Annotated in this window: 25 protein-coding genes; 19 read left to right on the top strand and 6 right to left on the bottom strand. The window is 71.4% G+C overall.

Going from position 1 to position 20,717, the window contains the following annotated elements:
- The first annotated feature begins 77 nt into the window (after positions 1-77).
- The 3 genes from murJ (at position 78) to D3A59_RS01040 (ending at position 3,053) form a co-directional block, all read left to right on the top strand.
- On the top strand, positions 78-1,634 hold the full coding sequence (gene murJ, locus D3A59_RS01050; protein ID WP_119153077.1) for a murein biosynthesis integral membrane protein MurJ: 1,557 nt from the start codon (positions 78-80) through the stop codon (positions 1,632-1,634).
- A gap of 62 nt (positions 1,635-1,696) precedes the next feature.
- Positions 1,697-2,572: a SirB1 family protein gene (locus D3A59_RS01045; protein ID WP_119153076.1), complete on the top strand. Its 876-nt coding sequence runs from the start codon at positions 1,697-1,699 to the stop codon at positions 2,570-2,572.
- Positions 2,573-2,687: 115 nt separating this feature from the next.
- Positions 2,688-3,053 carry a TraR/DksA family transcriptional regulator gene (locus tag D3A59_RS01040; protein ID WP_119153075.1) on the top strand — a complete coding sequence of 122 codons (366 nt, stop codon included), beginning with the start codon at positions 2,688-2,690 and terminating at the stop codon, positions 3,051-3,053.
- A 73-nt stretch (positions 3,054-3,126) separates the two neighbouring features.
- Here the strand turns inward: D3A59_RS01040 and purM are convergent, their stop codons facing one another.
- Positions 3,127-4,161, bottom strand: coding sequence for a phosphoribosylformylglycinamidine cyclo-ligase (gene purM / locus D3A59_RS01035; RefSeq protein ID WP_119153074.1), 1,035 nt, complete (start codon positions 4,159-4,161; stop codon positions 3,127-3,129).
- A gap of 285 nt (positions 4,162-4,446) precedes the next feature.
- Here purM and hda point away from each other — a divergent pair, with 285 nt between their 5' ends.
- The 6 genes from hda to D3A59_RS01005 all read left to right on the top strand — a co-directional run bounded on the left by hda (position 4,447) and on the right by D3A59_RS01005 (position 8,941).
- Positions 4,447-5,121: a DnaA regulatory inactivator Hda gene (hda, locus tag D3A59_RS01030; RefSeq protein ID WP_119153123.1), complete on the top strand. Its 675-nt coding sequence runs from the start codon at positions 4,447-4,449 to the stop codon at positions 5,119-5,121.
- Positions 5,118-5,816, top strand: coding sequence for a histidinol-phosphatase (locus D3A59_RS01025; RefSeq protein ID WP_119153073.1), 699 nt, complete (start codon positions 5,118-5,120; stop codon positions 5,814-5,816). Before hda ends, D3A59_RS01025 begins: the two co-directional genes overlap by 4 nt.
- A complete protein-coding gene (gene pcnB, locus D3A59_RS01020) occupies positions 5,794-7,302 on the top strand; it encodes a polynucleotide adenylyltransferase PcnB (protein WP_119153072.1) in 1,509 nt (502 codons plus the stop codon). The genes D3A59_RS01025 and pcnB overlap by 23 nt, the downstream gene beginning before the upstream one ends.
- Positions 7,303-7,307: 5 nt before the next feature.
- Positions 7,308-7,808: a 2-amino-4-hydroxy-6-hydroxymethyldihydropteridine diphosphokinase gene (gene folK / locus D3A59_RS01015; protein WP_170162265.1), complete on the top strand. Its 501-nt coding sequence runs from the start codon at positions 7,308-7,310 to the stop codon at positions 7,806-7,808.
- 4 nt (positions 7,809-7,812) lie between these two features.
- Positions 7,813-8,172 carry a DMT family protein gene (locus D3A59_RS01010; RefSeq protein WP_119153070.1) on the top strand — a complete coding sequence of 120 codons (360 nt, stop codon included), beginning with the start codon at positions 7,813-7,815 and terminating at the stop codon, positions 8,170-8,172.
- Between the two features lie 121 nt (positions 8,173-8,293).
- Positions 8,294-8,941 carry a DUF47 domain-containing protein gene (locus D3A59_RS01005; protein ID WP_119153069.1) on the top strand — a complete coding sequence of 216 codons (648 nt, stop codon included), beginning with the start codon at positions 8,294-8,296 and terminating at the stop codon, positions 8,939-8,941.
- 11 nt (positions 8,942-8,952) lie between these two features.
- Here D3A59_RS01005 and D3A59_RS01000 read toward each other — a convergent pair whose 3' ends face one another.
- Entirely contained in the window at positions 8,953-9,426 is a 474-nt protein-coding gene (locus tag D3A59_RS01000) for an NINE protein (protein ID WP_119153068.1), read from the bottom strand.
- A 207-nt stretch (positions 9,427-9,633) separates the two neighbouring features.
- On the opposite strand from D3A59_RS01000, the gene rpsP reads away from it, so the two are divergent.
- From rpsP to D3A59_RS00970, 6 genes are all read left to right on the top strand, one after another.
- The gene (gene rpsP / locus D3A59_RS00995; RefSeq protein ID WP_119153067.1) at positions 9,634-9,891 is read left to right on the top strand and encodes a 30S ribosomal protein S16; all 258 of its coding nucleotides are present in this window, start codon (positions 9,634-9,636) and stop codon (positions 9,889-9,891) included.
- Positions 9,892-9,922: 31 nt separating this feature from the next.
- On the top strand, positions 9,923-10,507 hold the full coding sequence (rimM, locus tag D3A59_RS00990) for a ribosome maturation factor RimM (protein WP_119153066.1): 585 nt from the start codon (positions 9,923-9,925) through the stop codon (positions 10,505-10,507).
- 55 nt (positions 10,508-10,562) lie between these two features.
- Positions 10,563-11,327 (top strand): tRNA (guanosine(37)-N1)-methyltransferase TrmD, encoded by a 765-nt coding sequence (trmD, locus tag D3A59_RS00985; RefSeq protein WP_119153065.1) that lies wholly within the window; start codon positions 10,563-10,565, stop codon positions 11,325-11,327.
- A gap of 137 nt (positions 11,328-11,464) precedes the next feature.
- Positions 11,465-11,818, top strand: a complete 354-nt coding sequence (gene rplS, locus D3A59_RS00980) for a 50S ribosomal protein L19 (RefSeq protein ID WP_119153064.1) — start codon at positions 11,465-11,467, stop codon at positions 11,816-11,818.
- A 109-nt stretch (positions 11,819-11,927) separates the two neighbouring features.
- Entirely contained in the window at positions 11,928-12,614 is a 687-nt protein-coding gene (locus D3A59_RS00975) for a CoA pyrophosphatase (RefSeq protein ID WP_119153063.1), read from the top strand.
- Between the two features lie 25 nt (positions 12,615-12,639).
- Positions 12,640-13,629 carry a CobD/CbiB family protein gene (locus D3A59_RS00970; protein ID WP_119153062.1) on the top strand — a complete coding sequence of 330 codons (990 nt, stop codon included), beginning with the start codon at positions 12,640-12,642 and terminating at the stop codon, positions 13,627-13,629.
- Between the two features lie 29 nt (positions 13,630-13,658).
- On the opposite strand, the gene rsgA is transcribed toward D3A59_RS00970, so the two are convergent.
- Together rsgA and D3A59_RS00960 are read right to left on the bottom strand one after the other, a co-directional pair.
- On the bottom strand, positions 13,659-14,573 hold the full coding sequence (gene rsgA, locus D3A59_RS00965; protein ID WP_119153061.1) for a ribosome small subunit-dependent GTPase A: 915 nt from the start codon (positions 14,571-14,573) through the stop codon (positions 13,659-13,661).
- Positions 14,570-15,865, bottom strand: coding sequence for a M48 family metallopeptidase (locus D3A59_RS00960; RefSeq protein WP_119153060.1), 1,296 nt, complete (start codon positions 15,863-15,865; stop codon positions 14,570-14,572). Before D3A59_RS00960 ends, rsgA begins: the two co-directional genes overlap by 4 nt.
- A gap of 105 nt (positions 15,866-15,970) precedes the next feature.
- Between D3A59_RS00960 and orn the strand changes: the two genes are divergently transcribed.
- Positions 15,971-16,546 carry an oligoribonuclease gene (orn, locus tag D3A59_RS00955; RefSeq protein ID WP_119153059.1) on the top strand — a complete coding sequence of 192 codons (576 nt, stop codon included), beginning with the start codon at positions 15,971-15,973 and terminating at the stop codon, positions 16,544-16,546.
- Between the two features lie 224 nt (positions 16,547-16,770).
- Positions 16,771-17,037: a hypothetical protein gene (locus D3A59_RS00950; protein WP_119153058.1), complete on the top strand. Its 267-nt coding sequence runs from the start codon at positions 16,771-16,773 to the stop codon at positions 17,035-17,037.
- 188 nt (positions 17,038-17,225) lie between these two features.
- Here D3A59_RS00950 and gluQRS read toward each other — a convergent pair whose 3' ends face one another.
- Together gluQRS and D3A59_RS00940 are read right to left on the bottom strand one after the other, a co-directional pair.
- A complete protein-coding gene (gene gluQRS / locus D3A59_RS00945; RefSeq protein ID WP_119153057.1) occupies positions 17,226-18,158 on the bottom strand; it encodes a tRNA glutamyl-Q(34) synthetase GluQRS in 933 nt (310 codons plus the stop codon).
- On the bottom strand, positions 18,155-19,135 hold the full coding sequence (locus D3A59_RS00940) for a LysR family transcriptional regulator (protein WP_119153056.1): 981 nt from the start codon (positions 19,133-19,135) through the stop codon (positions 18,155-18,157). The genes gluQRS and D3A59_RS00940 overlap by 4 nt, the downstream gene beginning before the upstream one ends.
- Before the next feature lie 112 nt (positions 19,136-19,247).
- On the opposite strand from D3A59_RS00940, the gene D3A59_RS00935 reads away from it, so the two are divergent.
- Positions 19,248-19,967 carry a pirin family protein gene (locus tag D3A59_RS00935; protein WP_119153055.1) on the top strand — a complete coding sequence of 240 codons (720 nt, stop codon included), beginning with the start codon at positions 19,248-19,250 and terminating at the stop codon, positions 19,965-19,967.
- 40 nt (positions 19,968-20,007) lie between these two features.
- Complete coding sequence (locus D3A59_RS00930; RefSeq protein WP_119153054.1) at positions 20,008-20,715, top strand: DUF599 domain-containing protein; 708 nt, start codon at positions 20,008-20,010, stop codon at positions 20,713-20,715.
- The last annotated feature ends 2 nt before the right edge of the window (positions 20,716-20,717 follow it).

Below are 20,717 nucleotides of genomic sequence, written 5' to 3'. Positions count from 1 at the left end.
AGGACTGCGAGGGGCTTCCTATAATCGCGCTCCTCTCCAGCCCCCGGGCAGCGCCGACGCGGCGCCTGCCGCCGTCCATGAACCTGCTGCGCGCCGCCTCGACCGTCTCCCTGTTCACGCTCGCGTCGCGCATCACCGGGCTGGTGCGCGAGCTGCTGGTGGCCTCGATGTTCGGCGCCAGCGCCATGACCGACGCCTTCCAGGTCGCCTTCCGCATCCCCAACCTGCTGCGGCGGCTGTTCGCCGAGGGTGCCTTCTCGCAGGCCTTCGTGCCGATCCTCGCCGAGACGCGCACCCGCGAGGGCGACGAGACCACGCGGCGACTGATCGACGCGGTCGCCTCCGTGCTGTTCTTCGTGCTGCTCGCGACCTCGCTCGCCGGCGTGATCGGCGCGCCGCTGCTGGTGTGGCTGATGGCCTCGGGCCTGAAGGCGACGCCCGGCGGCTTCGACGCGGCGGTCGTGATGACGCGCTGGATGTTCCCCTACATCTTCTTCATGTCGCTGGTGGCACTGTCGGCGGGGGTGCTCAACACCTGGCGGCGCTTCGCGGTGCCGGCGGCCACGCCCGTGCTGCTCAACGTGGCGATGATCGGCGCGGCGCTGTGGCTGGCGCCGCAGTTCGCGCGCTGGGGGATCGAGCCGATCTACGCGATGGCCGCCGGCGTGATGGCGGGCGGCGCGCTGCAGCTCGGCGCGCAGCTGCCGGCGCTCGCGCGCATCGGCGTGCTGCCGAGGCTGCGGGGCCTGCGCGAGGCCTGGAGCCATCCCGGCGTGGGCCGCATCCTGAAGCTGATGGCGCCGGCGGTGCTCGGCGTGTCGGTGGCGCAGCTGTCGCTGCTGATCAACACGCAGATCGCCTCGCACCTCGGCGCCGGCAGCGTCTCGTGGCTGACCTACGCCGACCGGCTGATGGAGTTCCCCACCGCGCTGCTCGGCGTCGCGCTCGGCGTCGTGCTGCTGCCGCAGCTGTCGGCGGCGCAGGCCAAGGGCGAGACCGAGCGCTATGCCGGCCTGCTCGACTGGGGCCTGCGGCTGGTGGTGCTGCTGGCGCTGCCCTCGGCGGTCGCGCTGCTGGTGTTCGCGAAGCCGCTGGTCTCGGCGCTCTATCACTACGGCGCCTTCGGCGACCGCGACGTCGCGCAGACGGTGCTCGCGCTGATGGGCTACGGCGTCGGTTTGATGGGGCTGGTCGGCGTCAAGGTGCTGGCGCCCGGCTTCTACGCCAAGCAGGACATCCGCACGCCGGTGAAGATCGCGGTGGTCGTGCTGGTGCTGACGCAGCTGATGAACCTGCTGTTCGTGCCCTGGCTCGGCCACGCGGGGCTGGCGCTGTCGATCGGCGTCGGCGCGCTCTTCAACGCCGGCTGGCTGCTGATCGGCCTGCGCCGCCGCGGCGCCTACCGGCCTTCGCCCGGCTGGGGCGGCTTCCTCGCGCGCGTGCTGTTCGCGACCGCGCTGCTCGGCGCAGGGCTGGCCTTCGCGTCGGCGGCGCTCGACTGGGTGGCGCTGCGCCAGCAGCCGTGGCTGCGCATCGGCTGGCTGGCGCTGACGCTCGGTGCCGCGGCGCTGCTGTATTTCGGCGCGCTCGCGCTTGCCGGGCTGAACCTGCGGCAGTTCGCGCGCCGCGGCTGAAATCCCTGAAGGGAAATGGGCCCGGGGGGGGCGCACTACACTGCGCCGGAGGATTCCCGCCCATGAGTTACGAGTCATCCATCATCCAGAAGCCCACGCCGCTGCAGCACTTCGCCCTGCTGGTGGCGGACGATGCCAGCTTCCCGCTCACCGAGGCGGCCATCGCGGTGGCGCAGGACGAGTACCCGGAGCTCGACGTGCAGGGCGTGCTGTCGGAGATCGACGTGCTCGCGCAGCGCCTGCGCGGCCGCCTGCCGGTCGACGCCGGCCCGGTGCAGCGCCTGCGCGCGCTCAACCGCTACTTCTTCCAGGAGCTGGGCTTCGGCGGCAACGTCAACGACTACTACGACCCGCACAACAGCTACCTCAACGTGCTGCTGTGCACGCGGCGCGGCATCCCGATCTCGCTCGCGGTGCTCTACATGGAGCTCGCCGGCCAGCTGCGGCTCGATGCGCGCGGCGTCTCCTTCCCCGGGCATTTCCTCGTCAAGCTCAAGCTCCCCGAGGGCGAGGCGGTGATCGACCCCTTCACCGGCGTGTCGCTGTCGCGCGAGGACCTGGAGGAGCGCCTGCGCCCCTACAAGCGCCAGCAGGGGCTGGAGGGCGACTTCGACGTGCCGCTCGGGCTGTTCCTGCAGGCCGCGACGCCGCGCGAGATCGTCGCGCGTCTGCTGCGCAATCTGAAGGAAATCCACCGCAACGACGAGGACTGGCCGCGCCTGCTCGCGGTGCTCAACCGGCTGGTGGCGCTGCTGCCCGGCGCGCTCGAGGAGCGGCGCGACCGCGGCCTGACCTATGCCGAGCTCGGCCAGAACGAGCTCGCGATCGCCGACCTCGGCGCCTACGTGCGCCAGGCGCGGCGCGCCGACGACCTGCACCTGATGCGGCAGCGCCTCGACGAGCTGCGCAGCAGCGGCTCGACGCGCCGCCGTCATTGAGCCCCGCCGGAGTTCCTCGCGCCGTGCGTGTCTCCGCACTGCGCGCTTGATCCAGGTCGAAGCGTTCCCGGCGCCCCTTGAGAGACTCGATCCAGTCTCAACAGAGGAGCGAGCCATGTCACTGACCCCTGCCGAACTGGCCCGGCTGACGCAGCGCCTGCTGCAGCGGCGCAGCGAGCTGCAGTCCGAGATCGAGGCGCACAAGACCCGACACAGCGACGGCGGCACCCACATCCGCACGCACCGCGACGAGACTGACGACGCGGCGGCGGTCGAGACGCTCGACGCGCTGGAGATCGCCGAGGTCGCGCGCGACGCCGCCGAGCTCGACGCGGTGCAGCGCGCGCTCGACCGGCTCGAGGCCGGCAGCTACGGCGACTGCCTCGGCTGCGGCGAGCCGATCCCGCAGCCGCGCCTGGAGGCCGCGCCCGAGGCGGCACTGTGCCTCGACTGCCAGACCCGGCACGAGCGGCGCCGCTGAGAACGACAAAGCCGGCACGGGGCCGGCTTGCGCTTCGCTGCCGCCGTGTCCCGGCGGCGGGTGCCAAGGGAGATCAGACCACCTGCGTCGCGTGCTCGTCGCCCTGGCGCGGCTCGATGCGGCCGATCGTGTGGACCGTCTGGCCCTGCGCCTGCAGCACCTCGGTCGCGCGCTGCGCGTCGGCCGCCGACACGATCACGACGAAGCCGATGCCGCAGTTGAAGGTGCGGTGCATCTCCGACTCGGCGACGCCGCCCTCGCGCTGCAGCCAGGAGAAGATCTCCGGCTGGGGCCAGCTCGACTTCTCCAGCACCGCCTTCACGTTGTCGGGCAGGCAGCGCGGGATGTTCTCGACCAGGCCGCCGCCGGTGATGTGCGACATGCCCTTGATCTTCACTTCCTTCATCGCGGCGAGCACCGGCTTCACGTAGAGGCGGGTCGGGGCCATCACGCGCTCGCGGAAGGGCAGCCCGTCGAGCGTCGCGGGCAGGTTCTCGCCCGAGCGCTCGACGATCTTGCGCACCAGCGAATAGCCGTTGGAGTGCACGCCGCTCGAGGTCAGGCCCAGCACCACGTCGCCGGCGGCGATGTCGCGACCGTCGACGATGCCGCTTTTTTCAACAGCGCCGACGCAGAAGCCGGCGAGGTCGTACTCGCCGGCCGGGTACATGCCGGGCATCTCGGCGGTCTCGCCGCCGATCAGCGCGCAGCCCGACTCCTCGCAGCCGCGCGCGATGCCGCCGACCACGCGCGCCGCGGTGTCCACGTCGAGCTTGCCGCAGGCGAAGTAGTCGAGGAAGAACAGCGGCTCGGCGCCCTGCACCAGCACGTCGTTGACGCTCATCGCGACGAGGTCGATGCCGACCGTGTCGTGCATGCCCCACTCGAAGGCGAGTTTCAGTTTCGTGCCGACGCCGTCGGTGCCGCTGACGAGCACGGGCTCCTTGTAGCGCTTGGGGACTTCGAACAGCGCGCCGAAGCCGCCGATGCCGCCGAGCACGCCTTCGCGCAGCGTGCGCTTGGCCAGGGGCTTGATGCGGTCGACGAGGGCGTCGCCGGCGTCGATATCGACACCGGCATCACGATAGGAGAGGGGAGGCTGCGACATGGTGTGTTTGCCGGCGGGAAAGGGCCGGCCTATAGAATTTCGCGAATTTTACCGGGCGGCGTCCGTTCCGCCCGGCCCGACGCTTTGCCATGCGCGCCGCCGCGCGTGGACCCGCACCCGCTGCATGACCCTCAACGCACCTCCGAGAACCCGGCCCGCCGGACTGACGATCGCCGTCGCGGCCCGCCCGCGGGCGCGAGCGGCGTGCGTGCGCAGGGCCTGCCGGCGGGGCCGGGTCTGCCGGGGCGGTGGGCCCCGACGCGGCTGATGCGCACGGACGTCTCGATGCGACAGATCCCGCTCGGACTCGAACTCGACCTGGATCCGGGCTTCGACAGCTTCTTCGCCGGGCCGAATGCCGAGGCGGTCGGGCACCTGCGCGGCCTGCACGTCGACGCGCCGCCGACGCCGCTGTACCTCTGGGGCGAGGCGGGCAGCGGCAAGACGCACCTGCTGCGCGCGCTGGCACAGCAGATGCATGCCGAGGGCGCGCAGGTCGGCTGGTTCGACGCGGCGGCGCCGCAGCCCTGGACCTTCCACGAGGGCTGGCGGCTGCTGGTGCTCGACGACTGCGACGCCTTCGACGCGGTGCAGCAGCAGGCGGCGTTCGCGCTGTTCATCGAGGCCACCACGCACGGCACGCTGGTGGCGAGCGCCGGCGCGCTGCCGCCGGTGGACCTGCCGCTGCGCGACGACCTGCGCTCCCGCCTCGGCTGGGGGCATGTGTTCCATCTGATGCCGCTCCCCGAGGGCGACTGCCGCGCGGTGCTGCGGCGCGAGGCCGACCGGCGCGGCATCTTTCTTTCGGACGAGGTGATGACTTATTTGCTGACGCGCTTTGCGCGCGACCTGGGCAGCCTGATGGAGCTGCTCGAGCGGCTCGACCGCTTCGCACTGGCCGAGAAACGCTCGGTGAGCGTGCCGCTGCTGCGGCGCATGATGGCGGAGGGGGGCGCATGAAAACTGCTCGCGACCTGTGCCTGTTCGACCTCGACCACACGCTGCTGCCGCTCGACTCGGACCATGCCTTCGGGGCCTTCCTGGTCGACATCGGCTGGGCCGACGGCGGGGAGTTCCGCCGCCGCAACGACGAGTTCTACCAGCAGTACCTCGCCAGCCGTCTCGACGTGCACGCCTACATCGACTTCGCGACCTCCGCCTGGCGCGGCCGCCCTGCCGCCGAGCAGCAGCAGGTGCAGCAGCGCTTCATGCAGGAGGTGATCGCGCCGCAGCTCAAGCCCCAGGCGCTGGCGCTGGTCGAGGAGCACCGTGCGCGCGGCGACCTGATCGCGATCGTCACCGCCACCAACGAGTTCGTCACGGCGCCGGTGGCGCGGGCCTTCGGCGTCGAGCACCTGCTCGCCACCGAGCTCGAACGCGACGAGGCGGGTACCATCACGGGCCGCATCCGTGGCGTGCCGTCCTACCAGGGCGGCAAGATCACCCGCGTGGAGCAGTGGCTGGCGCAGCTCGGCGCGCGCTGGGAGGACTTCGGGCGCATCAGCTTCTACAGCGACTCGCCCAACGACCTGCCGCTGCTGGAGCGCGCAACCGACCCGGTCGCCACCAACCCGTCCCCGACGCTCGAAACCGTCGCCCGCGAGCGCGGCTGGCGCATCCTGAAACTGTTCAATGATCAAGAAATTCATCGATAGGCTGTTCGGCAACCGCGGCAGCGAGCCGCCCGCCATCGTGGCGCAGCCGGCGCGCGGCAAGCGCGTGGAGGTGCCGAAGTCCGAGCACGGGATCGACCCGAAGCTCGTCGACGAGCGCGCGGTCAAGGTGGTGCAGACGCTCAAGGACGCGGGCTACGAGGCCTACATCGTCGGCGGCGCGGTGCGCGACCTGATCCAGGGCCTGCGCCCGAAGGACTTCGACGTCGCCACCAACGCCACGCCCGAGCAGGTCAAGGGCCTGTTCCGCCGCGCCTTCATCATCGGCCGGCGCTTCCGCATCGTGCACGTGGTCCACGGCCGCGGTCGCGAGCACGAGGTGATCGAGGTCTCGACCTTCCGCGCCTACCTCGACGCCTCGGCGGCCGAGCAGGTCGCGGGCAACGAGAAGACGTCGAAATCCGAGCTCGCCGGCAAGAGTCACGTGGTGGACGCAAGCGGTCGCGTGCTGCGCGACAACGTCTGGGGCCCGCAGGACGAGGACGCGGCGCGCCGCGACTTCACGATCAACGCGATGTACTACGACCCGCAGACCGAGATCGTCGTGGACTACCACAACGGCATCCGCGACGCGAAGGCCCGGCTGCTGCGCATGATCGGCGACCCCGAGACGCGCTACCGGGAGGACCCGGTGCGCATCATCCGCGTCGTGCGCTTCGCCGCGAAGCTCGGCTTCGACATCGAGCCCAAGACGCGCGAGCCGATCCAGCGCATGGCGGCGCTGCTGGACAACGTGCCGATCTCGCGCATGTTCGACGAGATGATCAAGCTGCTGCAGACGGGCCACGCGCTCGCGAGCCTCGAGGAGCTGCGCAAGCAGGGCCTGCACCGCGGCGTGTTCCCGGTGCTCGACGTGGTGCTCGACGAGCAGCAGCGCCACGACGGGCGCGAGAAGTTCGTGCAGCTCGCGCTCGCCGACACCGACCGCCGCGTGTCGGAGGACAAGCCGGTGGCGCCGAGCTTCATGCTCGCGTGCATGCTGTGGCACGACGTGCTCGAGGGCTGGGAGCGCCACAAGGCCTCGGGCGAGCCGGCCTTCCAGGCGCTGCAGACCGCGATCGACGAGGTGTTCGACGCGCGCATCGGCGACATCTCCGGCCGCGGCAAGCTCGCCGCCGACATGCGCGAGATCTGGATGATGCAGCCGCGCTTCGAGCGCCGCACCGGCAACGGTCCGTTCACGCTGGTCGAGCAGCCGCGCTTCCGCGCCGGCTTCGACTTCCTGCGCCTGCGCGCCGACGCCGGCGAGATCGACGGCGAGCTGGCGGCCTGGTGGGAGGACTTCTCGCTGGCCGAGCAGCCGCGCCGCCGCGAGCTGATGGACGAGGCGCGCGAGCAGGAGCAGGCGCGCCGCACCGGCGGCTCGGCGGGCGGCAGCGACCCGGCCAAGAAGCGCCGCCGTCGCCGCCGCAAGCCGGCGGGCGAGGGCGCGGGCCAGCCCGAGGCCCCGGGCGCCGCCGCGGAATGAGCGCCGTGCAGGGCACGCCGGCGCGCGCCTACGTCGGCCTCGGCGCGAACCTCGGCGACGCGCCCGCGACACTGCGCGCCGCGGCGCGCAGCCTGCGCGCGCTGCCGGGCGGCGCCACGCTGCGCCTGTCGCGGCTCTACCGCACCGCGCCGGTCGACGCCGGCGGGCCCGACTACCTGAACGCGGTGGCCGCGCTCGACACGCCGCTCGGCCCCGTCGAGCTGCTCGACGCGCTGCAGGCGCTGGAGCTCGCGCACGGCCGCGAGCGTCCCTACCGCAACGCGCCGCGCACGCTCGACCTCGACCTGCTGCTGCACGGCGACACGCGGCTCGACACCGCGCGCCTCGTGCTGCCGCACCCGCGCCTGCACGAGCGCGCCTTCGTGCTGGTGCCGCTCGCCGAGCTCGCGCCCGCGCTCGAGCTGCCGGGGCACGGGCCGGTGCACGCGCTCGCCGCCGCGATCCGCGACCAGGCGATCGCGCCGGCCGGGCTGGACTGGGAGTGAGGCGGTGAGCGCGCTGCCGGTGTCGCTGCAGACGGTCGGTCTGCTCCTGCTCTCGAACGTCTTCATGACCTTCGCGTGGTACGGCCACCTGAAGAACCTCGCCGACCGCCCCTGGTGGGTGGCGGCGCTCGTGAGCTGGGGCATCGCGCTGGCGGAGTACCTGCTGCAGGTGCCGGCCAACCGCATCGGGCACGCCAGCGGCGCGTTCACGCTGGCGCAGCTGAAGATCACGCAGGAGGTCCTCACGCTGCTCGTCTTCGTGCCCTTCGCGGTGCTCTACATGAAGCAGCCGCTCAAGCTCGACTACCTGTGGGCCGCGCTGTGCCTGGTGGGGGCGGTCTACTTCATCTTCCGCTCGGCCTGACAAGGCAGTAGGGCTGCCGCGTCGCGCACTGTCGCGCCGCGGCCCGACTGCCACAATCGTTGCATCCCTGTTCCGGATGCCCCCTGCGGCAGACGGTCCCGCACCCCCGATGCCTTCCCTCATGATCTTCGGCAAGCTGTTGCCCCGCGACAGCCACTTCTTCGAGCTCTTCAAGCAGCATGGAGAGGCCATCGTCGACGGCTCGCGGGCCTTCATCGCGATGGTCCACAACTACGACGACCCGGCGCTGCGCAAGCGCCACGCCGCCGAGGTGGACGCTGCCGAGCGCCTGGCCGACCGCATCACCGCCGACGTCAACCACCGGCTGCACAAGAGCCTGATCCCGCCGCTCGGGCGCGAGCAGATCCACGCGCTGATCAACGCGATGGACGACATCCTCGACCTGCTGCGCGACGTCACCGAGACGATGTCGCTCTACGATGTGCGCGAGATGACCGGCGAGGTGGTGCACCTTGCCGAGCTCAGCGCGCGCTGCTGCGAGCGCGTGCGCGACGCGGTGGCGCTGCTGCCGGGCCTCGACCGTCCCGAGGTGGCCGAGGGCGCGCTGAAGACCTGCGAGGAGATCGACCGGCTCGAATCGGACGCCGACCGCGTGATGAACGCCGCGATGTCGCGCCTGTTCCGCGAGGAGCCGGACGTGCGCGAATTGATCAAGCTCAAGGCGATCTACGAGCGGCTCGAGTCGATCTCGGACCGCTGCGAGGACGTGGCGACGCTGATCGAGGGTATCGTGCTGAAGAACTCCTGAGAGCGCGGCCCTCACTGGCTGATGCGCCGCGCCTCCTCGAACTGCCACTCGAAGAAGTGCTGCAGCCCGAAGGCGAGGGTGGCCATCAGGATGCCCGCGCCCACCATCAGCGCCGCCACCACGCCGATGATCGCCAGCCAGCCGGTGCGGTGCTCGCGCCCGCCGGGGTTGTGGCGCGCGTTCCACTTCTCGTCGGGCGTGAGGCCGTAGACGATCGCGACGAGCATCGTCGCGGCCAGCATCAGCCCGAGCAGCGGGATCAGCAGCCACGACAGGCGGTCGTCCTGCCCGAACTCGCGCAGTCGCCACACGCCGAGCAGCCCGAGCAGCGTCGGCAGCGGGTGCAGCCAGCCGAGGGGGTCGCCCGCGCCATGCAGGTAGAAGCGGTGCAGCCCGAGGCCGCCGCCGAGGAAGGCGAGCCAGGTCGCGAGCGTCTTGGACTTGTAGCGGGCGGGCATGGAGGGGGCGCTGCGGGCGATGCTCATGGTCGGCAACTGTAGTGCGGCAGGGGTCGCGGCGCAGGGACTGCCGCAGCGCTTCGCAGGGCTTCGCTCTCCGTCATATAATCGAGGGCTTTTCCGCAATGGCGTGGCCGGGTGGCCGTGCGTATCTACTTTGCGGGAGGAACCGGATTCTTCGCGCCTGAGTGTCTCCTGGTGCGGTGGTCGCTAAAGAGATTCAAAGGAAACAGCATGGTCGTCATTCGACTCAACCGCGGCGGCTCCAAGAAGCGCCCCTTCTACAACATCGTCGTCGCCGACTCGCGCAACCGCCGCGACGGCCGCTTCCTCGAGCGCGTCGGCTTCTACAACCCGGTGGCTTCCGGCGCCGCCGAGAGCCTGCGTCTGTCGCACGACCGCCTGGCCTACTGGACCGGCGTCGGCGCGCAGATGTCGCCGACCGTCGCCCGCCTGGTCAAGCAGGCCCAGTCCCAGGTCGCCGCGGCCTGAGACCCGTCCTCGACACCCGCCTGACCTCGCGATGAGCACCTCCGATTCCCAGGTCGAGCCGTCCTGGCCCGAGGATGCGGTCGAGGTCGGGCGCGTGCTCGACGCCTGGGGCGTGAAGGGCTGGATCAAGGTCCAGTCCTATTCCAGCGATCCCCAGGCCCTGTTCTCCTCGCGCCGCTGGTTTCTCCAGCCGGCCGAGAACCGGCCGCCGGTGCCCGGCGCGCCGTTCCCCGCACAAATCAGGATCACCGCCGTGCGCGAGCATGGCGACGGGATCGTCGCCAGCGCCCGGGAGATCCCGGACCGCAACGCCGCCGAGGCGCTCCGGGGCGCGCGCATCTTCGTGTCGCGCGCGAGCTTCCCCGCAGCTGCCGAGGACGAGTACTACTGGGTCGACCTGATCGGCCTGACGGTCGTGAACCGCGAAGGCGAGACGCTCGGCACCGTCGCCGAGATGCTCGACACCGGCGCCCACTCGGTGCTGCGCGTGCTCGGCGAGCCGGCCGAGGCCGGCAAGCCGCCGGTCGAGCGCCTGATCCCCTTCGTCGGCGCCTACATCGACCAGGTGAGCCTGCCCGAGCGGCGCATCACGGTCGACTGGGGCCTGGACTACTGAGCCGGCGCGGCGCCTCGCCGGTGCCGCCGGCCCTTCGAGCCGGTCCCCGATCCCGATGCGCTTCGACGTCATCACGCTCTTCCCCGACCTGTTCGCGCCCTTCCTGACGCAGGGCGTGACGCGTCGCGCCTACGAGAGCCGGCAGGTCGACGTGCGCCTATGGCAGCTGCGCGACTTCGCCGACGACAACTACCGCCGCGTCGACGACCGTCCCTACGGGGGCGGGCCCGGCATGGTGATGCTGGCCGAGCCGCTCGAGCGCTCGCTCGCGGCGATCCGCGCCTCGCAGGCCGAGGCCGGGTATCCGGCGACGCCGCTGGTGCTGTTCACGCCGACTGGGCGGCGCATCGACCAGGCGCTCGTGCGCGAGTTCGCGCAGGGCCCGGGCGCGACGCTGCTGTGCGGCCGCTACGAGGGGGTTGATCAGCGCTTCGTCGACCGCCATGTCGAGCTCGAGCTGAGCCTCGGCGACTTTGTGCTCTCCGGCGGCGAGCTGCCGGCGCTCGCGCTGCTCGACGCGGTGACGCGGCTGCAGCCCGGCGTGCTCAACGACGCGCAGTCGCACGTGCAGGACAGCTTCTCCGAGGGGCTGCTCGACTGCCCGCACTTCAGCCGCCCCGAGGTGCTCGACACGCCCGAGGGCCCGCGGCCGGTGCCGCCGGTGCTGCTGTCGGGCCATCATGCGGACATCGCGCGCTGGCGGCGCGAGCAGTCGCTGCGCATCACCGCCGAGCGGCGGCCCGAGCTGATCGAGGCCGCGCGCGCCGCGGGACGCCTGAGCAAGGCCGACGAACGCTACCTCGCCACGCTTGGGCTATAATCGAAGGCTTTTCGATCCTCTGGCGGAGCACGAAGCGGGGAATTTTCTTGGGCGCCGACCGCGGCGTCCCCTCGCTTTACATGGCGGGCATTGCCTGCCGCACTCAGAAGCCTCCGACACGATCCCAGGAGAAAACCATGGATTTGATCGCTCAACTCGAGCAGGAAGAAATCGCGCGTCTGAACAAGACCATCCCCGCGTTCGCCCCCGGCGACACGGTGATCGTCAACGTCAACGTCGTCGAAGGCACCCGCAAGCGCGTGCAGGCCTACGAGGGCGTCGTGATCGCCAAGCGCAACCGCGGCCTGAACTCCAGCTTCATCGTGCGCAAGATCTCCAGCGGCGAAGGCGTCGAGCGGACCTTCCAGCTCTACAGCCCGCTGATCGCCTCGATCGAGGTCAAGCGCCGTGGTGACGTGCGCCGCGCCAAGCTCTACTACCTGCGCCAGCGCAGCGGCAAGTCGGCACGCATCAAGGAAAAGCTGTCCTGATCCGGACGGCCGCCTTCCGGTCCCCGATGCCCGCCCCGCGGGTGTCGACGCAAACCGCCGTGTGCCTCGCGCCGCGGCGGTTTTTTCTTTGGGCTCCTGATCGTCTCCCATGGCGCTGATCACCGATCCCCGCAGCGTGCCGGTGCTCGGCACCGACACGCACCTGCCGCCGGTGCCGGCCGAGCGCCTGCAGCCCGACGCGCTGCGCGAGCGCTTCCGCCATCCGCCCGCCGACTGGCAGCCGGAGCTCGCCGCCGAGCCGCGCCTGTACGACCGGCCGCCGGTCCCCGCCGCGGTGCTGGTGCCGATCGTGCTGCGCGAGCAGCCCACGGTGCTGCTGACGCAGCGCACCGCGCACCTGCGCGCCCATGCCGGGCAGATCAGCTTTCCCGGCGGGCGCAGCGAGCCGCAGGACGCCGACGCCGCCGCCACCGCGCTGCGCGAGGCCGAGGAGGAGACCGGCCTGGATCGCCGCCATGTCGAGGTGATCGGCACGATGCCGCCCTACACGACCGTGACGGCCTTCGTCGTCACGCCGGTGGTGGCGCTGGTGCGGCCGGGCTTCGAGCTGCGCCCCGACCCCTTCGAGGTCGACGAGGTGTTCGAGGTGCCGCTCGCCTTCCTGATGCAGCCGGCGCACCACCGCCGCCATGTCTTCGAGTTCGAGGGCGGCCGGCGCGAGTTCCTGTCGATGCCCTGGCCGCACGAGGACGGCGGGGCCGGGCGCCACCGCTACTTCATCTGGGGCGCGACCGCCGCGATGCTGCGCAACCTCTATCGCTTCCTGATGCTGTAAGCGGACGCGTCGGTATCATCCGGCCATGAGTTTCTTCTCCGTGCTGTTTGCCCTGCTGATCGAGCAGCTCAAGCCCCTGCGTGGCGGCAACTGGGTCCATGAAGCGCTGGTCGGCTGGGTGCACTGGACGGGGCGCAACTTCGACGCGGGCCGCGAGGCGCACGCCTGGGTGGTGTGGGGGGTCACGGTCGCGGTGCCGACGCTGCTGGCCTGGGGCGTGCACGAGCTGCTCGACCCGCACAGCAGCCTGCTCGCGCTCGCGTGGAACGTGCTGGTGCTCTACCTCACGCTCGGCTTCCGGCAGTTCAGCCACTACTTCACCGACATCCGCGACGCGCTCGAGCGCGGCGACGAGACGAGCGCGCGGGCGCTGCTGGCCGAGTGGCGCCATCTCGACGCGAGCGAGCTGCCGCGCACCGAGCTGCTGCGTCACGTGATCGAGCATTCGCTGCTCGCGGCGCACCGGCACGTGTTCGGCGTGTTCTTCTGGTTCGTCGTGCTCGCCTCGCTCGGCGCCGGCCCGGCCGGCGCGGTGCTCTACCGCATGGCCGAGTTCTCCAGCCGCTACTGGTCCTACCGCAGCCGCACCGCGGGCGTGCCGATCAACGAGCGGCTCAAGGACATCGCCGCGCAGCTCTTCGCCTGGCTCGACCACATCCCGGCCCGCATGACGGCCTTCGGCTTCGCGGTGGTCGGCAACTTCGAGGAGGCGGTCGACAGCTGGCGGCGCTATGCCGGGCTGTGGCGGCACGGCAACGACGGCATCCTGCTTGCGGCCGCCTCCGGCGCGGTCGGCGTGCGCCTCGGCGGCGACAGCGCGCCGGCGCTGACGGTGGACCGCACCAAGACCTTCGAGAGCGGCGCCGCCGCCGAGACGATGGCGGCCGCCGGCTCCACCGGCGGGCTGCCGCCCGAGGGCGCGCACCTGCGCTCGATCGTCGGGCTGGTGTGGCGCTCGGTGGTGCTGTGGATGCTGCTGCTGGCGCTGCTGTCGCTGGCGAACCTGATCGGCTGAGGCGCCCGGGCGCGTCCCCGGCGCGTTTCTCACCAGCGCCGCTGCGCCAGCTCGTCCGCGATCTCCTCGTAGATGCGCATGCGCGAGGGCGTGATCTCGCCGCGTTCCAGCGCCGCGCGCACCGCGCAGCCCGGCTCGTGCCGGTGGGTGCAGTTGTAGAAGCGGCAGCCCGCGGTGTGCGCGGCGATGTCGGGCATCAGGCGCGGCAGCTCGGCCGGCTCGATCTGCCGCAGCCCGAACTCCTGGAAGCCCGGCGAGTCGATCAGCCCGCTCTCGTGCGCCTCGTCCATCCAGTACCACTGCGTCGAGGTGGTGGTGTGGCGGCCCGAGTTCAGCGCCTGCGAGATCTCGCCGACCTGCGCCGTGGCGGCCGGCACCATCAGGTTGATCAGCGTGCTCTTGCCCGTGCCCGAGGGGCCGAGCACCAGCGTGCTGCGCCCGTGCAGGCGCGGCCCGAGCAGTGCCCGGGACTCGTCGGGCCGTGCCTTGAGCGCCACCTCGAGCAGCTCGTAGCCCATCGCGCGGTAGGGCGCGAGCCGCTCCCGTGCCGCGTCGGCGGCCGGCAGGTCGATCTTGTTGAGCGCGATCAGCGCCGGGATGCCGGCCGACTCGGCAGCGATCAGCGCGCGGCTGAGCTGCGACTCGCTGAACACCGGCTCCGACGCCACCAGCACCAGCAGCTGGTCGAGGTTGGCGGCGAAGGACTTCGTCTTCCACTCGTCCTGGCGGAACAGCAGGTTGCGCCGAGGCTCCACCTGCTCGATCACGCCCTCGTCGCCGGCGACGTTGGTCGGCTGCCAGCGCACGCGGTCGCCGACCACGCAGTCGCTCTTCTTGCCGCGCGGATGGCAGGGGATGCGCCGACCCTCCGGCGTCTCGACGATGTAGTGGCGGCCGTGGCCGGCCACCACCAGCCCGACATCGAGCTCGACGTGGCGGCTCATGCGGCCGCCGCGGCGCTGGAGGCGGCGCTCAGCCGCCGCATCGCCGCCAGCCGCTCGGTGGCGGGCGGGTGCGAGTAGTAGAAGCGCACGTACAGCGGGTCCGGCGTCAGCGTCGAGGCGTTGTCCTCGTAGAGCTTGAGCAGCGCGCCGGCCAGATGGCGGCCGTCGGCCTGCGCGCAGGCGTAGGCGTCGGCCTCGAACTCGTGGCGCCGCGACAGCGTCGCCATCAGCGGCGACACGAAGTACATGAACACCGGGCCGGCGAGCATGAACAGCAGCAGCGCCAGCGCGTCGTTGGGCGCCTCCATGTTCGGCCGCACCCCGAGGCCGGTGTAGAACCAGACCTGGTTGGACAGCCAGCCGAGCAGCGCGAAGCCGAGCAGGCTCACGCCGAAGATCATCGCGATGCGCTTGAGCACGTGGCGGTGGCGGAAGTGGCCGAGCTCGTGCGCGAGCACCGCCTCGACCTCCGCCGGCGACAGGCGCGCGAGCAGCGTGTCGAAGAACACCACGCGCTTGGCGGCGCCGAAGCCGGTGAAGTAGGCGTTGGCGTGCGCCGAGCGGCGGCTGCCGTCCATCACGAACAGGCCCTTCGCGGCGAAGCCGCAGCGGCTCATCAGCGCCTCGACGCGCGCCTTGAGCGCCTCGTCCTGCAGCGGCTCGAACTTGTTGAAGAGCGGCGCGATCACGGTCGGGAAGATCACCAGCATCAGCAGGTTGAAGCCCACCCAGGCGCCCCAGGCCCACAGCCACCAGAGGCTGCCGGCCGCGCCCATCAGCCACAGGATCAGCGCGGCGATCGGCAGGCCGAGCAGCGTGCCGACCACCAGGCCCTTGAGCAGGTCGGCAACGAAGAGCTTCGGGGTGATGCGGTTGAAGCCGAAGCGCTGCTCGAGGCGGAAGGTGCTCCAGATCTCGAAGGGCAGCTCGAGCAGGCCGCCGATCGCGGCGAAGGCGCCGAGCAGCGCGAGCTGGTAGGCCATGTCGCCGAAGCGCGGCTGCACCGCGTCGCGCACCACGCTGTTGAGCGCGTCGAGCCCGCCGAGCAGCGTCCAGCCGAGCAGCACCGCGGCGGAGAAGGTGCTCGCGAGCATGCCGAAGCGCAGCTTCGCGATGCTGTAGTCGGCCGCCTTCTGGTGCGCGGCGAGCGACACGGTGGCCGCGAAGGAGGCCGGCACCGCGTGGCGGTGCTGCGCGATATGGCGCATCTGGCGCCCGGCGAGCCAGTGCTTGAGCGCCACCGAGGCGAGCAGGGCGGCCGCGAAGGCCATCATGAGCAGGGTCGATTCCATGGGGCCTCAGTGTAGGCGCAGCGCCCGGGGGCGACGCGCGGGCGTCCCGCTTGCCCCCGATGCCGGGAGATCGCCGAGAATCGCCGCCTGAAAAAAGGAGCCTTCATGACCCTCACGCCCCCTGCCGCCCCCGCGCTCGCCTCGAGCGACCAGAACCTGATCTGGATCGACCTGGAGATGACCGGGCTCAACCCCGCCACCGACCGCATCATCGAGGTGGCCGTCGTCGTCACCGATGCGCAGCTGTCGGTGCGCGTCGAGGGCCCGGTGTTCGCCGTGCACCAGAGCGACGCGCTGCTCGACGGCATGGACGCCTGGAACAAGGGGACCCACGGCAGGAGCGGCCTGATCGAGCGCGTGAAGGCCTCCACCGTCACCGAGGACGAGGCGCAGGCGCGGGTGATCGAGTTCCTGCGCGCCTACGTGCCCAAGTCCACCTCGCCGATGTGCGGCAACTCGATCTGCCAGGACCGGCGCTTCCTCGCCAACTACATGCCGCAGCTCGAGGCCTTCTTCCACTACCGCAACCTCGACGTCAGCACGCTCAAGGAGCTCGGCAAGCGCTGGAAGCCCGAGGTGATGGGCGGCTTCAAGAAGGCGCAGAAGCACACGGCGCTCGCCGACATCCACGAGTCGATCGACGAGCTGCTCTACTACCGCGAGCACCTGCTGAAGATCTGAAACCGCAGGGGCGAGACGGGGCGTTCTCGCGGCGCCTGGAGGGCTCCAAGTGGCGTGTAATACCTACACTATTAACATGGACGCGCGGAAGTGGCAAATACCATGCCCGGGCAAAGTGTGAATTAATCGTTACTTTGCTGCATCATTTGTGTGTGGCGTGTAGCGGGAAGTCGCACAATCAACTGGCACGTCTGAAAACCGACGTGGCTTCTCTGGGAGATTCCATGACCACCAATGCCTGCGCCGTGATCGATCTGGTGCGCTACCGCGAAGAGCGCGGCCTGCCGAAATTGGCCCGTCCCGCGCTGTTCGACGCTAGCGCCCTGCCCAAGGCCGCCGTCGCGATGGCCAGCCAGGCGCCGTCCCCCGAGATGGCCGAGGCCCTCTCGATGCTCGGGCGCGAACTGCGCAATGCCGAGCTGCGCCTGATCGACCTCGCCGCGACGATCGACGAGCTGTACGCCCAGGTCGACGACATGGCGCGGCGCTGAGTGCGCCCGCCTCGCATGCGGCAGCGCCCCACCGGGGCCGCGCCCCGGCGAGGCCCCGGCCCTCGGCCCTTGCCCGATTTCCGGGGTCGCGTCCCGCAGCGACGCGACCCGAGACCGGGGTCGTTCCCGGTCCCCGGTGCGCGACGACACCGTGCGGCAGGCCGCACCCTGGCCGCCGTGCCGCACCGCTAGACCCCGTCCCGCACCCGCCAGCGCGCCTGCCACGCCGCCACCGCCTTCGCCAGCCATTCCGCTGCCGACGCGGCGGGTGCGAGCGGCGGCAGTCCCAGGGCCCGGCCGGCCTGCGCCAAGGCTTCGACCGGATCGTCCAGTTCCAGTGCCGCGGCGCCGTTCTGCTTCGACAGCTTCTCGCCGTTCGCGCCCAGCACCAGCGGCGTGTGCAGGTAGCGCGGCGTCGGCAGCCCGAGGCGGCGCTGCAGGTGGATCTGGCGCGGCGTGTTGTCCGCGAGGTCCTCGCCGCGCACCACGTCGCTGACGCCCTGCAGCGCGTCGTCCACCACCACCGCGAGCTGGTAGGCCCACAGCCCGTCGGCGCGCCTGAGCACGAAGTCGCCGACCTCGGCCGCCACGTCCTGGCGCTGCGGCCCGAGCCGGCGGTCCTGCCACTCGATCCACAGCGGCGCGTTTTCAGGCGCGTCGGGCGAGGGCGCCGCAAGCAGCCGCACCGAGCGGCCCTCGCGGCCGTGCAGGCCGCCACGCGCCGGCCGGCAGGTGCCGGGGTAGATGCGCTCGCCGTGGCGCGAGCGCGCCAGGCCCCGCGCCTGCGCCGCCGCCTCGATGTCGCGCCGCGAGCAGCCGCAGGGATAGGCCCAGCCCGAGGAAAGCAGCCGCTCGAGCGCGGCCTGGTAGAGATCCCCGCGCCGCGACTGCCACACCGGCGGCTCGTCGGGCAGCAGCCCGCAGGCGGCGAGCTGCTTCAGGATGAGTTCGTCGGCGCCCGGCACGCAGCGCGGCGTGTCGACGTCCTCGATGCGCACCAGCCAGCGCCCGCCGTGCGCGCGCGCGTCGAGCCAGCTCGCGAGCGCCGCGACCAGCGAGCCGGCATGCAGCGGCCCGGTGGGCGAGGGCGCGAAGCGCCCGGTGTAGCTTGCGCCGCTCACAGGATCAGCCCCTCGTGCTGCTCGAGCAGCGCGCGGCGCGTCGCCGGGCTGCGCAGCTGGTCCAGCCACCAGGCCAGCGCCAGCCCCGGCCGCCCCGCGGCCTGCCGCCAGGCGTAGTGCACGCGGATCGGCGGCCGCACCGCCTCGGTCGCCTTCACCACCAGGCGGCCGGCCTGCACGTGGCGGCGCACCAAGGGCTCCGGCAGCGAGCCGCAGCCGAGCCCGCGCAGCTGCGCCTCGAGCTTCGCGGACAGCGTCGGCATCGTCAGCACGTCCTGCCCCGGCAGCACGCCGATCGTCAGCGGCGCGAGCTCGCGCGCGGTGTCGGCCACCGCGATGATGCGGTGCGCGGCGATCTCGGTGGGCGAGAGCGGCTCCGGGGCGGCGGCGAGCGGATGGTGCGGGGCGACGACGAAGACGAAGGGCAGTTCGCCGAGCAGCTCCGAGCGCACCGAGGGAGCGGCCTCGCCCGAGGTGCCGATCGCGAGGTCGGCCTGGCCCGACAGCAGGGCCTCCCAGGTGCCGGACAGCACCTCGTTGCGCAGCTTCAGCCGCGTGGGCGGCCCGAGTGCCTTCCGGCTGCCGCCCGGCGCGGGCAGGCTCGACGGCGTCGCGTAGAAGGCCTCGACCAGCTCGAGCAGCGGGCCCATGGCCATTGCGTTGTCCACTGCGATCGTCAGCTGCGTCTCCCAGCCGGTGGCAACGCGCTGGACGCGGTTGGCCACCGCGTCGATCTCCTGCAGCAGGCGCCGGCCCTCGTGCAGCAGCTCCTCGCCCGCGGCGGTCAGCCGTGCCTGGCGCGAGCGGCGGTCGAACAGCAGCACGTCGAGCGCCTCCTCGAGCTGGCGCACGCTGTAGGTCAGCGCTGACGGCACCTTGCCGATCTCGCGCGCGGCCGCGGCGAAGCTGCCGGTGCGCGCGATCGCATCCATCATCGTCAGGGCATCGGGGGTCAGCACGCTGCGGCGCTCGTTCATCGGGCTCGTCCTTCAAGGACTTTGAATGATGCCATCAAGGCCCTTCTCTCGATGGAAGCGTCCGGCGCGCCTACATTGTCCGCAGGGCCGAAGCAAAGACCGGAGAGACCGAATGATCACCCTGCGCAAATCCGTTGAACGTGGCTACGCCGACCATGGCTGGCTCAAGAGCTTCCACAGCTTCTCCTTCGCCGACTACCACGACCCGGCCCACATGGGCTGGGGGAACCTTCGCGTCATCAACGAGGACCGGGTGGCCCCGGGCCGCGGCTTCGGCACGCACGGACACCGTGACATGGAGATCATCTCCTACGTGCTCGACGGCGAGCTCGGCCACCAGGACTCGATCGGCAACGGCGCGACGATCCGTCCCGGCGAGGTGCAGCGCATGAGCGCCGGACGCGGCATCCTGCACAGCGAGTACAACCGCGCGGTGACGCAGACCACCCACTTCCTGCAGATCTGGATCGAGCCGGACCGCCGCGGCGTCGAGCCCGGCTACGAGCAGAAGGACTTTCCCGCGGAGGACAAGCGCGGCCGGCTGCGCCTCGTCGCGTCGCCCGACGGCCGCGAGGGCTCGGTGAGGCTGCACGCGGACGCCTCGATGTACGTCGGCCTGTTCGACGGCGCCGAGCAGGCCGAGCTGGCGCTCGACCCGCAGCGCCTTGCCTACGTGCATGTCGCGCGCGGCAGCGTGTCGGTCAACGGCGTGGCGCTCGAGACGGGCGACGCCGCGAAGCTGCAGGGCGAGGCGTTGCTGCGGCTGGACGGTGGGCGGGACGCCGAGGTCATCGTCTTCGACCTCGCACCGGGCGCGTCGGGCCGGCGCTGAGCGGCGGCGGCGGGCCGGGCGCTTGTTAAAGTGCCCGCTCATGGACATCGCACTGAAGCTGCTGGCGGTGATGCCGCTGGCCGACTGGCTCGCGCTTGCCGCCTTCTTCGTCGGCTGGGCAGGGTATGCGTGGTTCGCGCGGCGGCGCGGCCAGAGCGAGCAGACACTGCTCGCGACCACCAATTTCTACCGCCGGCTGTGGATGCTGCGCGTGGCCGAGCGCGAGAACCGGGTGGTGGACGGGCAGGTGGTGCAGAACCTGTCCACCAGCCCGTCCTTCTTCGCGTCCACGACGATCCTGATCATCGGCGGCCTGCTCGCGGTGCTCGGCACCACCGACAAGGCGACCGAGCTCGTGGGCGAGCTGCCCTTCGCCGCGCGTACCTCGGTGCTGGTGTTCGACCTGAAGCTCGTCGTGCTGACCGGCGTGTTCGTCTACGCCTTCTTCCGCTTCACCTGGTCGCTGCGCCAGTACACCTTCGGCGCGCTGATGGTGGCCTCCGCCCCGGACCGCAAGGCCTTCGAGGCGGGCGAGGTGTCCGCGGAGGACTTCGCGAACCGGGCCGGGCGTGTCGTCGGCATGGCGGCCGAGGCCTTCAACGACGGGCTGCGCGCCTACTACATGGCCTTCGCGGTGCTCGGCTGGTTCGTCTCGCCGCTGTGGTTCGTGCTCGGCACCGCGGGCGTGGTCTACGTGCTCTACCAGCGCGAGTTCCATTCCGAGGTGCTGGCGGTGCTGAAGGCCTGAGG

Origin of the sequence: Caldimonas tepidiphila (assembly GCF_003569765.1) — a bacterium.
Taxonomy (GTDB): domain Bacteria; phylum Pseudomonadota; class Gammaproteobacteria; order Burkholderiales; family Burkholderiaceae_C; genus Caldimonas; species Caldimonas tepidiphila.
This window is presented reverse-complemented; position numbering and strand designations above follow the sequence as displayed.